Below are 15,370 nucleotides of genomic sequence, written 5' to 3'. Positions count from 1 at the left end.
GCCGGCCGGAAAAGCCACCGGCGGAAAGGCACTAAACTGGTCAGGTGACTTCCCCGGACCAGCCGGCCCCCTCCGCGCCCGCAGACACCAGCCTAGCCAATCGCTATGGTGCAAAAAAACAGGGGCTTACCCCTCGCGCCAAACGCATCATTGCCGGTGCCGCGCTGGCTGTGGGCATTGGCTTTATGGCCTGGGTTTCCACGTCCAACGCCTTGGGTGGGGTGACGTTCAAGGACATCGGCTACAGCACTCCCGACGGCACGCTCGCAGAAGTTGATTTCCAGGTCACCCGCGAGCCCGGCACCGAGGTCAAATGCGCCGTCAAGGCGCTGGACTCGAAGTACGCGGTGGTGGGCTGGAAGGTTGTGGATATTCCCGCGGAGGCCACGGAGGACTCGTCCGACGGCGGCAGGACACTCGCGCAGCGGGTCTCCGTCCGGACCGAATCATTGTCAGTCTCCGGTGTGGTGGACAGTTGCTGGGTGCCCAAGGCGTAGCTTCCGTTGCTGTGACCTGCATCGCTCCGGCTTTGGGATAAACCTGCCGGACTGACTACACTGGTCCAATACCTTTACCCCGCTGAGCTGGTTGCCGCTCCACAAGTGGCCACCATGGCGGGGTCTTTTGCATGTAGGACCATATAGAGGAGAAGTCCGTGTCTACCACCAACAGCGCAGCTGCAGCCTGGCTTACCCAGGAAGCTTTTGACCGCCTGAAGGCAGAGCTGGACCACCTTTCCGGCCCCGGCCGGGCGGATATCGTCCAGAAGATCGAGGCCGCCCGGCAGGAAGGTGACCTCAAGGAGAACGGCGGGTACCACGCCGCCAAAGAGGAACAGGGAAAGATCGAGGCGCGTATCCGCCAGTTGACCGCCCTGCTCCGGGACGCCCACGTGGGCGAAGCACCCGCTGATGACGGCATCGTGGAGCCCGGCATGCTGGTGGTGGCCCGGATTGCCGGCGACGAGGAGACGTTCCTGCTCGGTTCCCGCGAAATTGCCGGCGACTCCGACCTGGACGTCTTCAGCGAGAAGTCCCCGCTGGGTGCCGCCATCCTGGGCCACAAGGAAGGCGACTCACTGAGCTACGTGGCGCCCAACGGCAAGGACATCACGGTGGAGATCCTTTCCGCCAAGCCGTACTCCGCCTGACCCTCAGCACAGCAAAGCGCCGCCGGGCCCCGAAGGGACCGGCGGCGCTTTGGTTTTAAGCCCGGTAACCGGGGTTGAACATGTCAGATGCCGGACCGGTTCCCGGGCGCCAGGGTTGCCGTCCGGTTCCGTGGCCGCAGCAGCAGGGCTGCGGCCACACCGCCCGCGGCACCGCCCAGGTGCGCCTGCCAGGAGACGAACCCGGCAACGGTGGGCAGGAGCCCGAAGAGGATGCTGCCGTACAGCATAAAGAGAACCACTGCCAGCAGGATCTGCTTCCAGCTGGAATTGAAGAACCCCCGCACCAGGAGGAACGCGAACAAACCAAAAACCAGCCCGGAGGCACCTACGGTGACCCCGGGGTCACCGATCAGCCAGACCGTCAGCCCCGATCCCAGCCAGCTGAAGCCAAGGGCGGTGAGGAACACCCGGATCCCGGACAGGAACACCAGGAAGCCGAAAATGATCAGCGGCAGGGCGTTGGAGAGCAGGTGGTTGAGGTTTGCGTGCAGCAGCGGGAAGGTCAGGATGTCCAGCAGGCCGTCAGCGCTCCGCGGCCGCAGTCCGAACGTCCTGTTCAGCGAGCGCGTCAGCAGGAAGTTGATCACCTCAATGACAAACAAAACCGCCACAAAGCCACCCAGGACCAGCAGCCCGCCTTTGGCACGCGCGGCGATGCCCTGCCGCTCCCCCGCGGACCTGTCCCCCAACATTTTGGCCATGGTGTGCTCCTAGTGCACCACGATGGGCTGGAAACCCTCGGCGCGCAGTGCGCTGAGGACCTGTTCGCCATGTTCGTGGCCCTTGGTTTCCAGGTTGACCGTGATGGACACGTCCCCCATGCTGATCGCGCCGCCCACCCTGGTGTGGTCCAGGCCGGTGACGTTGGCGTCGTTCTCGGCGATGATCCTGGCGATGGTGGCCAGCGAGCCGGGCCGGTCATCCAGCATCATCCGCACGGTCATGTAGCGTCCCGCAGCCGACAGCCCGCGCTGGATGACCTTGAGCATCAGCATGGGGTCGATGTTGCCACCGGACAAAACCACCGCCGTGGTGCCCGGGTTTTCGATCTTGCCGTCCATCAGGGCGGCGACGCCCACGGCACCGGCAGGTTCCACCACCATCTTGGCCCGTTCCAGCAGGAAAATCAGGGCCCGCGCCAGGGAGTCTTCACTGACGGTGACCACATCATCCACCAGTTCCCGGATGATGCTGAACGGCAGCTGGCCCGGGCGGCCCACTGCGATGCCGTCAGCCATGGTCGAAACCTTGGTCAGCGGCACCAGGGCGTCGGCTGCCAGCGACGGCGGGTACGCGGCAGCGTTTTCCGCCTGCACGCCGATGATCCTGATTTCGCGGCCCAGTTCCCGGGCGCGGGCCTTGATGGCCACTGCCACTCCGGCCAGGAGCCCACCGCCACCAACACCCATCAGGATGGTGTCCACGTGGGGGATCTGTTCCAGGATCTCAAGGCCCAGCGTGCCCTGGCCGGCCACAACGTCCACGTTGTCGAAGGGGTGGACAAATACGGTGCCGGTCTCGTCGCTGTAGCGCTGCGCTTCCGCGAGCGCCTCGTCCACGTTGTGCCCGTGCAGGATGACCTCGGCGCCATGGCTGCGCGTGGCGGCAAGCTTGGGCAGGGCCACTCCCAGCGGCATGTAGATGCGGGCCTTGATGCCCAGGCTCTTGGCGGCGACCGCCACGCCCTGGGCGTGGTTGCCGGCGGATGCCGCGACGACACCGCGCTTCTTCTCCTCCGGGGAGAGCCGGGCCATCCGGACATAGGCGCCGCGGACCTTGAAGGACCCAGCCCGCTGGAGGTTTTCGCATTTGAAGTAGACCTCGCCGCCTACCAGCGCACCGAGCGCGCGCGACGATTCCACCGGTGTGCGCGCAATAATCCCGTCCAGGAGCTTCTGCGCCTCAAGGACATCGTCCAGGGTGACGGGAAGGGTTTCCAGGATATTCACGTACTGCTCTCCTTAGGATTCGTCCCCTGAGCCGTGCTCCGTGGCGGTGCGGGCATCAGGATCTGCTGCTGTGGTGCCGGGGGCGGCCTTCCTGCCGCGGCGAAGCGCAGCCGGACGTTCAACGTCCTTGAACGTGGTGTCCGCTCCGGCGCCTGCCATCAGGAGCGTCGCCGGCACGTCTTCATGTTCCCACGTTCTGGCGGCGATGTAGCGAATGGACGAGTTTGCGACGGCGAGGATGGGCACCGAGAACAGGGCGCCGGGGATCCCGGCCAGGTAGGAGCCCGCGGCGACGGCAAGGATGACGGCCACAGGGTGCAGTGACACGGCTTTGCCCATGACCAGGGGCTGGAGGATGTGGCTTTCGAGCTGCTGGACCGCCAGTACGATGGCCAGCATGATCAGGGCGTTGATGGGGCCGTTGGCCACCAGGGCCAGGAGCACGGCGATGGCGCCGGTCACCAGGGCACCCACCACGGGGATAAAGGAGCCGATGAAGACCAGGACGCTGAGCGGCAGGGCCAGGGGAACGCCGATGATTGAGGCTCCCACGCCGATGCCCACGGCATCCACAAACGCCACAAACAGCTGGATACGTGCGTAGCTGACCATCGATGTCCAGCCCTTGCGGCCGGCGCCGAACGTGGCCGCGCGCGCTTTCCTGGGCAGGAGGCGGACCATAAAGGCCCAGATCCGGCCGCCTTCAAGGAGGAAGAAGATCAGGATGAACAGGGCCAGCACCAGGCCCGCGGCGAAATGCCCCGCCGTGCTGCCGAAGGACAACGCACCACTGACGATGCTGCTGCTGTTGTCCTGAAGCGCGGTGGTTGCTTCCTTGAGGTACTGGTCAATCTGGTCCGCTGTCAGGTGCAGGGGCCCATCGGCCAGCCAGTCCTGGACCTGTTTCACCCCGGTCAGCGCCTCGGACCAAAGTTCGCCGAAGCCGGAGAACAGTTGCCGTCCCACCAGCGCCAAGGCCCCGGCAATAAGCCCGATGAAGCCCAGCACGGTGACGGCCACAGCCAGCCCGCCGGGGGTTCCGTGCCGTTTCAGCCAGGCCACGATTGGGCTCAGCAGCCCGGCCAGCAGTGCCGCCACCATAACGGGGATCAGCAGGAAACTGATGCGGGCCAGCAGCCAGATCAGGGTGCCGCCCACCAGCAGGATGAGCCCCAGCCGCCACGCCCACGACGCAGCGATCCGGATGCCGTAGGGAATGTCCTGGTCCAGCTCCCGGTCCGTGCGGACCCTTAGCGGCGGCACGGCGGCGGATCCGGGCTGCCCGGGGGATGGACTGCTGGAGTTTACGGCGTCCTCGGTTGGCGTCATAGCCTAATAATTCACCAGCCACGGCCGTATGGGAAACTGCGGGCCGGGCCCGGCTGCTAGGCGCCGGCGCTGTAGTCGATGCCCCACTCGATGGTGAAGGACTCCCCCGGCCGGAGCCAGCGGAGGCCCTCACCTGAGTTGAAGGCATTGGCGGGCCCGGTCATGGGTTCCACGGCCACGGCCCGGCTGCGGCCGGGGTACTCGGTGCTGACGAACACGTGCACGTACGCGCAGGACTCGTCCTGCCAAAGGCTCACGTGCCGGCCGTCCGGAGCGGAGAGGGTGTGCCGGGCTTTGCCGGCGGTGTACTTCAGGTCAGTCAGGGCAACATCGACGCTGAGCGCTGCCACCTTCTTGCCGGACCGGAAATCGGTGTCTCCCGCCACGGGCGCCGCGCTGCGGGGTATCAGGCGTTCATCGGCCACAAGCTGGGTCTGTGCGGCGACGGTCAGGACCAGGCCGTCGATGGGCGCATCACCCAGCCGCAGGTACGGGTGGGCCCCCAGGACAAACGGCGCCGGCGAGTCCGACAGGTTGGAGAGCGTCTGGCGGACCACCAGCCCCAGGTTCTCCGCCACTTCGTACTGGACCCGGTGGCGGACCAGGAACGGATACCCATGCTGCGGAAAGATCGTGGCTTCCAGTGATACGGAATATTCGGTTTCGTCCACGAGGGCGTACGAGGCGTTGCGCAGCAGTCCGTGGCTGGCGTTGTTCCGCGAAACTTCCGTGATGTCCAGCTGCTGTTTTTTGCCGTCCAGGAACCAGACCCCGTCCTCGACGCGGTTGGCCCAGGGGGCCAGCGTAATGCCGGTGGCCCCGGGCGGAATCCGGTCGTCCGCGTACGTTTCGGTCAGCAGAACGCCATCGCGGCTGTAGGAGCGCAGTCCTGCGGCGAGTTCGGTAACCACTGCCATGGCGTCACCCCGGCGGAGTTCGTATTGCCGGCCGGTGGCGTACGCGCGGGCCCCGCCATGGGTGGCCTCCAAAGGAAAAGTCATGGGACATACGGTACCCCGTCTGCCGCCGTCGGACGCCCCTGCTTGTTCTGTTTTGTTGTTAACTATTCTTTTTTGATCGAATATGCGAAAATTTGAAGATGACAGCCATCACCAGCACCACCCTCTCCGACGGCCGGGAACTGATCTATTTTGACGACGCCGGCACCACCACGTCCCGCGAAGCGAGCCTGACCACTGACCACCGTGGCCTCCCGCCGCGGGGCGAGCCGGGCGAGGTCCGCTACGACGCGCTGACGGATGAATGGGTGGCTGTGGCGGCACACCGGCAGGCCCGCACCCACCTTCCACCGGCGGACCAGTGCCCCATCTGCCCCACCACCGCCGCCAACCCCTCCGAAATTCCGGCAGCGGACTACGACGTTGTGGTGTTTGAGAACCGTTTCCCCTCCCTGGGCCCTGCGGTGGGCTCCATTCCGGCGCAGCCGGCCTGGGGTACCACCGGCCCTGCCTACGGCCGCTGCGAAGTGGTGTCCTTCACACCCGACCACACCGGGTCCTTCAGCGGACTGGGCAGCACCCGGGCCCGGACCGTCATCGAAGCGTGGGCCCACCGCACCGAAGCCCTGAGCGCACTGCCGGGCATCAAGCAGGTTTTTCCCTTCGAAAACCGGGGAGCGGACATCGGCGTCACGCTGCACCACCCACACGGCCAGATCTACGCCTACCCGTACGTCACACCCCGCGCCGGCACCATTGGCACGGCGGCGCGGAAGCACTTCGACGCGCACGACGGCCGCAGCACCCTGACCGGGTCACTGCTGCGTTCCGAACGGGAGGACGGCAGCCGCATGGTCCTCGAAGGAACCAACTTCAGCGCCTACGTTCCGTTTGCCGCCCGCTGGCCCCTGGAAATCCATCTGGTGCCGCACCGGCAGGTGCCGGACCTGGCCGCGCTCAGTGGTGAGGAGAAGGACGAACTGGCAGTGGTCTACCTTGACCTGCTGCAGCGCCTCGACGCTCTGTACCCCACGCCCACCCCGTACATCGCCGCCTGGCACCAGGCGCCGCTGGACGCCCTTCTCCGGCCTGCAGGGTACCTGCACCTTCAGCTCACCTCGCCCCGCCGGGCCGCGGATAAGCTGAAGTACCTGGCCGGGTCGGAAGCTGCAATGGGCGCATTCATCAACGACACCACGCCGGAGAGTGTGGCCGAACGCCTCCGCGCGGTTGCCGTCCCGCCCGCCACCACCCCCGCCCTGGAACCGACGCCCGAAGGAGCCTCCGCTTGAACGCCGCCCCCGCCCCCAAAACTTCCCCCGGCCCTGCCGGGTCCGCTGACCTGGCCGCCCGCTTCACCCAGGCCTTCGGTGCCGTTCCGGATGGAACCTGGCAGGCGCCGGGCCGGGTCAACCTGATCGGCGAACATACCGACTACAACGAAGGTTTTGTCCTCCCGTTTGCGATCGACCGAACAGCCCGGGTTGCCATCGGCGTCCGCCCGGACACCACCGTCCGCCTGCTGTCCACCTATGGTGACCAGGGTGTGGTCACCACCACGCTGGATGCGCTCGAACCTGGATCGGCCAAGGGCTGGACCAAGTACCCGCTGGGTGTCATGTGGGCGCTGCGCCAGCGCGGAATCGATGTTCCCGGCCTCGACCTGCTGCTGGACTCGGACGTCCCGCTGGGCGCCGGACTGTCCTCCTCGCACGCCATCGAGTGCGCCGTTGTGTCGGCGCTGAATGAACTAACGGGCGCCGGGCTGACCGCCCAGGACATGGTGCTGGCAACCCAGCAGGCCGAAAACGACTTCGTTGGTGCGCCTACGGGCATCATGGACCAGTCCGCGTCACTGCGCGGCTCCAAGGGCCACGCGGTGTTCCTTGATTGCCGGGACCAGAATGCCAGCCTCGTCCCGTTTGAAACCGGGCCTGCGGGCCTGATCATGCTGGTGATCGACACCAAGGTGTCGCACTCGCATGCGGACGGCGGCTACGCCTCACGCCGCGCCTCCTGCGAGCTGGGGGCGGAGGTCCTTGGGGTCAGGGCCCTGCGCGATGTCCAGGTGGCGGACCTGGAGGAGGCCAGCGGCCTGCTGGACGAACTGACGTTCCGCCGGGTGCGGCACGTGGTCACCGAGAACGACAGGGTCCTGCAGACGGTGGAGCTGCTGGCGGCCCAGGGCCCGGCCGCCATCGGCGCACTGCTGGACGCCAGCCACGTTTCCATGCGTGATGATTTCGAAATCTCCTGCCCCGAACTGGACGTCGCGGTGGACACCGCGCGCGCCAACGGCGCCATTGGGGCCCGGATGACCGGCGGCGGCTTCGGCGGCGCGGCGATCGCCCTCACCCCGGTGGGCGACGAACAAAAGGTGCGGGACGCCGTCGTCAAGGCTTTTGCGGACGCCGGGTTTACTGCCCCGGACATCTTCACGGTGTCCCCCGCCGCGGGCGCCATGCGCATCTCATAAGGCGCCACGGGCAACCAGGCTGTAACAACAAAGCAGGCCCCACCATTTGGTGGGGCCTGCTTTGTGCTTGCGTACGACGGCGGTGTGCCGGCTGGGGCGTCAGTCGTCCCCGCGCAGGATGGCCAGAAGGCGGATGATCTCCACGTAGAGCCACACCAGGGTGACGGTCAGGCCGAAGGCAGCCGTCCAGGAGAAGCGCTGCGGGGCGCCGCTGCGGACGCCGGCTTCAATGCTGGTGAAGTCCATGATCAGCGAGAAGGCAGCGAGGCCGATGGCCAGGATGCCGATCACCACACCCATAACGCCGCTGCGCATGCCGAACGGCTCCTGCGTAACGCCGGTCAGCATCATTACCAGGTTCACGATGGAAAACAGTGCGTACCCGGCCATGGCGATCATAAAGAAGCGCATGGCCTTGGGGGTGGCGCGGACCTTGCCGCTCTTGAAGAGCAGCAGTGTGACGGCGAAGACGGACAGCGTGCCCACCACTGCCTGCAGGCCAACGCCCGGGAACTGGGCATCCAGGATCCGGGTCAGGCCGCCGAGGAAGAGGCCTTCCAGGCCGGCGTACGCCAGGATCAGCGCCGGTGAGGGCTGCTTTTTGAAGGTGTTGACCAGCGCCAGGACAAATCCGCCCAGGGCGCCGACGATCATCAGCAGCGAGGCCAGGCCCATGCCAACCGTCAGGGTAATGGCGGCGCCCACAATGACTGCGCCGAGGCAGGCTGCCGTCTTCATGATGACGTCGTCGAACGTCATCCGGCCGGTGTCGGCCGGGCCCGCGGCAGGCTGGTTGTACAGGTCCTGGAGCTGTTCGTTGGACATGCCCGGCTGCTGGGTTTGGGTGTTCCAGCCCTGCTGGCCGTAAGGGGCCTGTCCGTAGGCAGCCTGCGGAACAGGCGGTGCCTGGGTGGCTCCACGGAAGTTCTTTCCGTTGAAGATCGGGTTGCCGCCAAGTGCCATTGCGGTATTCCTCCATGTGCGTGGGTGACTGTGAACCTTAAAGTTCACGCTACCAATTCCCACGCGGCAGCGCGCGGGAAAGTTCCCCGTACCCTGCTGGTGCAACCCAACCGTGACCCTGTGACGGTTGGGCCCGGTGGACCCGGCCAAACCGATTGTTAAGAAATACCGGGACTCAACAAATGTTTCTTTAGCATTCCTACGGTGTTGAAACAATTTGGCTACACAGTTGTTATCCGATCGCGACCATGGCGGCCTGAGCAGCAGCAATATCGGCGCGGTTGGCGCTGTAGCATAAGCCAAGCAGGGTGACGGAACTCACACCCGTGAAGGTGTCAGGCGAGTCTGCACCCCCAGCCCTGCGTCCGTTCGCAACGGTTGCAAAGGCGCAGCCTGGACCGTCCCCAAGTGGAGGTTTTTCAATTTGAGAAGTTCAACCCAAGGCCTCCGGGCCGGAGGTCGCCACAGGTTGCTGAAACTGATCGGAGCCATCAGCGCTTCCATCATGGCGATCCTCCTCGTGGCAGCACCGGCATCCCTGGCTGCTTCCCCGTCACCGACACCATCCCCGTCGACCGCCTCCCCTTTCAGCATCAGCGGCTTCCTCCGTAACGCGGGCGCGCCAATTGCTGACGTCAAGATCAACGTGTCCGGTGGAGGTTTTGAAGGCTCCACCACGTCCGGACAAAACGGTTCCTGGGCTGTTGGTGTCCCCGAAAAGGGCACCTACAAGGTGGAATTGGACGAATCCACCCTTCCCGAAGGAATCAAGCTGGCGGATGGGCAGGAGAACCCCCGTGACGTTGTCTTCGGCGGAACCACCACCCAGGGCACCGTCTTCGCGTTCGGCGAGGGCATCGTGGTCCAGCAGGGCAACTTCGGCCAGGACCTGATCAACCGCCTGGTGGCGGGCCTGAGCTTCGGCCTCCTCCTGGCCCTGGCCTCCGTGGGCCTTTCCCTGATCTTCGGCACCACGGGCCTGACCAACTTCGCGCACGGCGAGATGGTCACGCTGGGCGCGGTCCTCGTCTTCGCCTTCAACGCCATCGGCCTGCCCTTCTGGCTGGCCATTGTCCTGGCACTGTTGGGCGGCGGACTGTCCGGCTACATCCAGGACGCCGGCCTGTGGCGTCCGCTGCGAAAACGCGGGACCGGCCTGGTCCCCATGATGATTGTCAGCATCGGCCTGGCACTGGCGGTCCGCTACATCATCCAGTTCTACTTCGGCGGCGCCACCCAGCAGCTGCCCTACGCACAAAGCGCCGAAATCCAGCTCGGGCCGATCTCCATCTCCCCGAACAACCTGGCATCCCTGGTCATCAGCGCCGTGGTCATTGTGATCGTAGGCCTGGTCCTGATGAAGTCGCGGCTCGGCAAGGCCACCAGGGCCGTGGCTGACAACCCCGCACTGGCAGCAGCGTCAGGAATCGACGTGGACCGGGTCATCCGGATTGTCTGGATCACCGGCGGCATGCTGGCCGCCCTGGGCGGAATCCTCTGGGCGTACTACCGTCCCGGCGTGACCTTCAACATGGGCTCGCAGATCCTGCTGCTCATCTTCGCCGGCGTGACCCTGGGCGGCCTGGGCACAGTGTTCGGCGCCCTGATCGGCTCCATCATCGTAGGCCTCTTCACCGAACTGACCACTGTGTTCGGTGCACCGGCAGACCTCAAATACGTCATTCCCCTCGGGATCATGATCATTGTGCTGCTTATCCGCCCTCAAGGCATCTTGGGCCGGCGCGAGCGAGTGGGATAGGAAAACAACACCATGGACTTTTCAAGCATCCTTTCCAACGCGATGGGCGAGATCATCAGCCCAACAACCGCCGCCTACGCCCTGGCGGCGCTGGGCCTGGCCGTGCACTTCGGCTACTCCGGCCTGCTGAACTTCGGGCAGGCAGGTTTTATGGCAGTGGGCGCCTACGGGTTTGCCATTTCCACGCTGACCTTCGGGGCGCCTTTCTTCGTGGCGATGCTGATCGCCGTGCTGTGCTCAGCTTTGTTCGCGCTGCTGCTGGGCATCCCCACGTTGCGGCTCCGGGCTGACTACCTGGCCATCGTCACCATTGCCTCCGCCGAAATCATCCGCTACCTGGTGACCACCAACGGCTGGACCGCCGTGACCGGCTCGGCCAACGGCCTCGCCGCCTTCGAAGGTGGCTTCTACGCCATGAACCCCTTCCCTGAAGGCTCCTACATGGGGATGAGCAGCAGGGACTTCTTTATCCGCCTGGTGGCCTGGATCCTGGTGGCCGCCTGCGCGGTCCTGGTGTTCCTGCTGATGCGCAGCCCTTGGGGCCGGGTGCTTAAGGGTATCCGCGAGGACGAAAACGCTGTCCGGTCCCTGGGCAAAAACGTTTACGCCTACAAAATGCAGGCCCTCATCATCGGTGGTGTCCTGGGCGGGCTTGCGGGGATGATCTTCACGCTCCCCCGGGGCGCCGTGCAGCCGACCAACTATGGAACGGAACTGACGTTCTTCCTCTGGACCTGCCTGCTGCTGGGCGGAATGGCCACCGTCCTGGGACCCGTGATTGGCGCCATGATGTTCTGGGTGGTGCTGTCCCTGACCCAGGGCATCCTGACAGGGCTCATCGATTCAGGCGTGGTCAGCTGGCTGACCACAACCCAGGCCGGTCAACTCCGGTACATCCTGGTGGGCGTCGCCCTGATGCTGCTGATGATATTCAGGCCCCAGGGCGTGTTTGGAAACAAGAAGGAGCTGGCGTTCGCATGAGCCTGCACAGCGAAGAACCCACAGCCGCCACCGGCGAGCCGGACTACATGACGGACACCCGGCCCATTGCGGCCGGCGAAACGGGGCCCGGCTGCAAAAAACGCGATCCCATCGTGGTGGCCGAGAACGTGACCCGGACCTTCGGCGGCATCAACGCCGTGGACGTCGACTACCTCGAGATCCCCCGCCACAAGATCACAGCGCTGATCGGACCGAACGGCGCCGGGAAAACCACACTGTTTAACCTGCTCACGGGATTTGATACGCCCAACAGCGGCAAATGGCAGTTCGAGGGACATAGCCTGGCCGGCGTTTCGCCCTACAAGGTGGCCAGGATGGGCATGGTGCGCACCTTCCAGCTCACCAAGGTCATGGGCAAGCTGACGGTGATGGAAAACATGCGCCTGGGAGCTGCTAACCAGCCCGGGGAACGGCTGTCAAAGGCCCTCTTCAAGGGCATGTGGGGTGGCCGGGAAAAGCAGATCACCGCCGAAGCGGACGTCCTGCTGGCCAAGTTCAAACTGGATGCCAAAAAGGACGACTACGCTGCGTCCCTGTCCGGTGGCCAGCGCAAGCTCCTGGAGATGGCCCGGTCCCTCATGGTGCGGCCCAAGCTGGTCATGCTGGATGAGCCCATGGCAGGTGTGAACCCGGCACTGACCCAGTCGCTGCTGGACCACATCAAAAACCTGAAGGCCGAAGGCATGACCGTTTTGTTCGTCGAGCATGACATGCACATGGTCCGGCACATCGCGGACTGGGTAGTGGTCATGGCCGAAGGAAAAGTGGTGGCCGAAGGCCCTCCGGGTGAAGTCATGAAGAACCCGGCGGTCATCGACGCCTACCTGGGCGCCCACCACGATGTTGACCTCGGTGATTCCGAGGGCATCAAGGAGCTTGCAGCGGAACTGGTGGCGGACGACGAATCAATCGTTGGCACCGAAAACGCAGGCATCATCTCCCTGGATGTGGTGGCGGCCGAAGACGGGCCCGTGGAACCGGGCAACAGGCGTCCCCGACCCCACGGCAGCAGGGACACCGACCGGACCGATAGGAACAGCCAATGAGCAGCACCAGCGCGGCACCCACCGCCCAGCCCGTCAGCGACGGCGACCCGGTGGTCAAAGTCACCGACCTTGTGGCCGGCTACCTGCCGGGCGTGAACATCCTCAACGGCTGCAGCATCGAGGCCCGCAAAGGCGAACTCATCGGCATTATCGGGCCCAACGGTGCCGGGAAGTCGACGCTCCTGAAGGCCATGTTCGGGTTGGTGAAAGTACACTCCGGCACGGTGGTGGTACGCGGCGAGGACCTGACGGGGCTCAAGGCCAACAAGCTGGTGACGCGGGGCGTGGGCTTTGTGCCGCAGACCAACAACGTCTTTGCTGCCCTGACCATCGAGGAAAACCTGCAGATGGGGATGTTCCAGCGGCCCAAGGACTTTGCCCAGCGGTTCGACTTTGTCACCGGCTTGTTTCCGGAGCTGGGCAAGCGCCGCGCCCAGCGCGCCGGTTCGCTCTCCGGCGGCGAGCGGCAGATGGTGGCGATGGGCCGCGCTTTGATGATGGACCCGGCAGTCCTGCTCCTGGACGAACCCTCGGCAGGCCTCTCCCCCGTCAAACAGGATGAGACCTTCCTCCGGGTCCACGAGATCAACAGGGCCGGGGTGTCCGTGATCATGGTGGAGCAGAACGCCCGCCGCTGCCTGCAGATCTGTGACCGCGGCTACGTTTTGGACCAGGGCCGGGACGCCTACACCGGTACCGGCAGGGAGCTTATGAAGGACCCGAAGGTCATCCAGCTGTACCTTGGCACGTTGGCGGACACTGTCGAATAGGCCTGCCTCTTTAGGAGCAACCACCCCGTGTGGGCTGTCTCCCGGAAAGTGGACCCGGATTCCGGGGTCACTTTCCGGGAGGCAGCCCACACCTGCTTTAACTCTCTGGTCCGCACTGCGGGAACGGTGCCGTAGCCCGGCGGCCGCATCCGGCACCCCGCCGGGGCTGAGGTTGGCGGTGCGTGCCGCCGTCGTGAGCTTCATCGGAGTCGGAGGGACCTCCATAACCCAGGTATGCCAGCACCTTACGACAATTCCCCGACCCGGTTCCGGGCACAAGAGAGGGCCTGAGCCCGGTGCTATACCGTTCTCAGGCCCTCCCGCTGCAGGCTCTTAGGGAGCCGGCGTTACTGCTTAGAGCTTGCCGAATTCTTCCTTGACGAGCTTGTACTTGTTGTCGGCGCTGTATTCGTAGACACCGATGGTTGCCTCGGAGGGGTCACCGCTGTCGGCGAAGGTCACCGGGCCGGACTGGCCGTCGTAGTCGATGTCCTTGCCTTCGCGGATCAGCGTGACGCACTGGCCGAAGCTGTAGCACTTCTCGCCGTCCTTGGACACGGCCTGCAGCTGGGCTGCAATGTCCACACCCTTGGTGCTCTTGGCAGCTTCCGCAGCCAGCGCCACCAGGTTGGTGGCGTCCCAGCTCTCGCCTGCGTAGGAGTAGTCCGTCAGCGCCGGATCGACCGCCAGCAGCTTCTTCTTGAAGTCATCGCCGGCACTGGTGCCCGGAAGGGTGCCGTGGGCGCCCGTCATGGTGCCTGCCGCGAAGTCCTTGCTGTAGTCCTTGAGGTTGCCATCAACCAGGAACAGCTGCTCCGGCTTGATGCCCTTGCCCAGGAGCAGCGGGATGATGCTCTTGCCTTCGTCGAAGGTGATCACGCCGATGGCGTCCGGCTTGGCCGCAACAATGGCATCCACCTGGGTGTTGAACTGGGTGTCGCCGGTATTGAAGAGCTGCTCGGCGACGATCTTGCCGCCTGCGCCCTCAAACGAGGACTTGACGGTCTTGGCCAGGCCGGTGCCGTAGGAGTCGTTGAGGACGATCATGCCCATGGTCTGGGCACCGCAGGAAACGGCGTAGTTGCCCAGCACGGAGCCCTGGAGCAGGTCGGACGGGGCGGTGCGCCAGTAGAGGCCCTTGTCATCCCAGGTGGTGAAGTCGAGGGACGTGTTGGCGGGCGAGAACTGGACCACGCCGGCACCGGTGATCTGGTTGATGACCGTCTTGGAAACGCCTGAGGATGCCGCACCGATGATGGCACTGACGCCCTGGCCCAGGAGGTTGGTGACGGACTGGGTGGCGACGTCGGTGGTGGTGTCACCGGAGTCGAGGTGTGAGACCTCCACAGGCTTGCCCAGGACGCCGCCGGCGTCGTTGATGTCCTTGATCGCCAGGTTGACGCCGGCGATTTCGGGCGGGCCCAGGAAGGCCAGCGAACCGGTGGACGGCAGCAGCGAACCGATCTTAAGCGGCGTCTCGGTAGTGGTGGTCGAGGCGGGCACTGTGCCGGCCGCAGGGATTTCAGGTGCAGGAGCGCCTGCTGCGGGAGCAGGACAGGCTATGGCGCCGGATGCGGCGGCCGTGGTGGTTTCCGTCGAGCTGGGGGTGGAGGTGCCACCGCAAGCCGTAGCCAGAAAGGCAACGCCGACGCCAAGCGCTGTGAGCTTGGCAATTCGGGGCGCCACCGGGGAACGTGGAATCATTGAGAATCTCCTGGATCGAAAGGTGCGAACGGCCTTTGATGCGCATGGTCAGGTGTTCCTGATTAGGCTTCAAGCTAATGCAAATACCGGCCGAAGATAAGTGACTGAGGTCACATCCTTATAACAGTCGTTGCCTATGCGGAATTAAGCGGACATCCGGCGCCCGCCGCGGGCTGTCCCGGGCACAGGAAAAGCCGCCCGCGTCGCGGACGGCTTCCCGATTTTCGGCTGATGCCGGGCCT

At 65.0% G+C, this 15,370-nt stretch carries 14 protein-coding genes; 8 read left to right on the top strand and 6 right to left on the bottom strand.

The features are described from left to right. Nucleotides 1–44 precede the first annotated feature (44 nt). Complete coding sequence (locus ACRB8A_RS05675; RefSeq protein ID WP_050684582.1) at nt 45–497, top strand: DUF4307 domain-containing protein; 453 nt, start codon at nt 45–47, stop codon at nt 495–497. A 158-nt stretch (nt 498–655) separates the two neighbouring features. Then, nucleotides 656–1,150: a transcription elongation factor GreA gene (greA, locus tag ACRB8A_RS05670; RefSeq protein ID WP_050684583.1), complete on the top strand. Its 495-nt coding sequence runs from the start codon at nt 656–658 to the stop codon at nt 1,148–1,150. Nucleotides 1,151–1,233: 83 nt separating this feature from the next. Here greA and ACRB8A_RS05665 read toward each other — a convergent pair whose 3' ends face one another. From ACRB8A_RS05665 to ACRB8A_RS05650, 4 genes are read right to left on the bottom strand one after another with little or no spacing between them, the layout of a single operon-like run. Continuing rightward, nucleotides 1,234–1,872: a rhomboid family intramembrane serine protease gene (locus tag ACRB8A_RS05665; protein WP_056597938.1), complete on the bottom strand. Its 639-nt coding sequence runs from the start codon at nt 1,870–1,872 to the stop codon at nt 1,234–1,236. A 9-nt stretch (nt 1,873–1,881) separates the two neighbouring features. After that, entirely contained in the window at nt 1,882–3,120 is a 1,239-nt protein-coding gene (ilvA, locus tag ACRB8A_RS05660; protein WP_050684585.1) for a threonine ammonia-lyase, read from the bottom strand. 12 nt (nt 3,121–3,132) lie between these two features. After that, entirely contained in the window at nt 3,133–4,449 is a 1,317-nt protein-coding gene (locus ACRB8A_RS05655; protein WP_432245805.1) for an AI-2E family transporter, read from the bottom strand. A 56-nt stretch (nt 4,450–4,505) separates the two neighbouring features. Next, nucleotides 4,506–5,450 carry an aldose 1-epimerase family protein gene (locus ACRB8A_RS05650; protein ID WP_432245804.1) on the bottom strand — a complete coding sequence of 315 codons (945 nt, stop codon included), beginning with the start codon at nt 5,448–5,450 and terminating at the stop codon, nt 4,506–4,508. A gap of 98 nt (nt 5,451–5,548) precedes the next feature. Between ACRB8A_RS05650 and galT the strand changes: the two genes are divergently transcribed. Both galT and galK read left to right on the top strand, forming a co-directional pair. Further along, nucleotides 5,549–6,700, top strand: coding sequence for a galactose-1-phosphate uridylyltransferase (gene galT / locus ACRB8A_RS05645; RefSeq protein WP_050684588.1), 1,152 nt, complete (start codon nt 5,549–5,551; stop codon nt 6,698–6,700). Beyond that, the gene (gene galK, locus ACRB8A_RS05640; protein WP_050684589.1) at nt 6,697–7,884 is read left to right on the top strand and encodes a galactokinase; all 1,188 of its coding nucleotides are present in this window, start codon (nt 6,697–6,699) and stop codon (nt 7,882–7,884) included. Before galT ends, galK begins: the two co-directional genes overlap by 4 nt. 99 nt (nt 7,885–7,983) lie before the next feature. Here galK and ACRB8A_RS05635 read toward each other — a convergent pair whose 3' ends face one another. Then, complete coding sequence (locus ACRB8A_RS05635; RefSeq protein ID WP_050684590.1) at nt 7,984–8,847, bottom strand: Bax inhibitor-1/YccA family protein; 864 nt, start codon at nt 8,845–8,847, stop codon at nt 7,984–7,986. 505 nt (nt 8,848–9,352) lie between these two features. Between ACRB8A_RS05635 and ACRB8A_RS05630 the strand changes: the two genes are divergently transcribed. The 4 genes from ACRB8A_RS05630 to ACRB8A_RS05615 are packed head-to-tail and all read left to right on the top strand — an operon-like array spanning nt 9,353 to nt 13,424. Next, nucleotides 9,353–10,606 carry a branched-chain amino acid ABC transporter permease gene (locus ACRB8A_RS05630; RefSeq protein ID WP_432246017.1) on the top strand — a complete coding sequence of 418 codons (1,254 nt, stop codon included), beginning with the start codon at nt 9,353–9,355 and terminating at the stop codon, nt 10,604–10,606. 12 nt (nt 10,607–10,618) lie between these two features. Further along, on the top strand, nt 10,619–11,587 hold the full coding sequence (locus ACRB8A_RS05625) for a branched-chain amino acid ABC transporter permease (RefSeq protein WP_050684591.1): 969 nt from the start codon (nt 10,619–10,621) through the stop codon (nt 11,585–11,587). Continuing rightward, on the top strand, nt 11,584–12,654 hold the full coding sequence (locus ACRB8A_RS05620; protein ID WP_432245803.1) for an ABC transporter ATP-binding protein: 1,071 nt from the start codon (nt 11,584–11,586) through the stop codon (nt 12,652–12,654). Before ACRB8A_RS05625 ends, ACRB8A_RS05620 begins: the two co-directional genes overlap by 4 nt. Beyond that, the gene (locus ACRB8A_RS05615) at nt 12,651–13,424 is read left to right on the top strand and encodes an ABC transporter ATP-binding protein (RefSeq protein ID WP_432245802.1); all 774 of its coding nucleotides are present in this window, start codon (nt 12,651–12,653) and stop codon (nt 13,422–13,424) included. The genes ACRB8A_RS05620 and ACRB8A_RS05615 overlap by 4 nt, the downstream gene beginning before the upstream one ends. 354 nt (nt 13,425–13,778) lie before the next feature. Here ACRB8A_RS05615 and ACRB8A_RS05610 read toward each other — a convergent pair whose 3' ends face one another. Next, on the bottom strand, nt 13,779–15,128 hold the full coding sequence (locus ACRB8A_RS05610; RefSeq protein ID WP_050684594.1) for an ABC transporter substrate-binding protein: 1,350 nt from the start codon (nt 15,126–15,128) through the stop codon (nt 13,779–13,781). Nucleotides 15,129–15,370: the final 242 nt, after the last annotated feature.

This window comes from Arthrobacter sp. G.S.26 (genome assembly GCF_050847375.1).
Taxonomy (GTDB): Bacteria; Actinomycetota; Actinomycetes; order Actinomycetales; family Micrococcaceae; genus Arthrobacter.
Note: the sequence above shows the minus strand (reverse complement) of the source record. Positions and strands in the feature narration are given on the sequence as shown.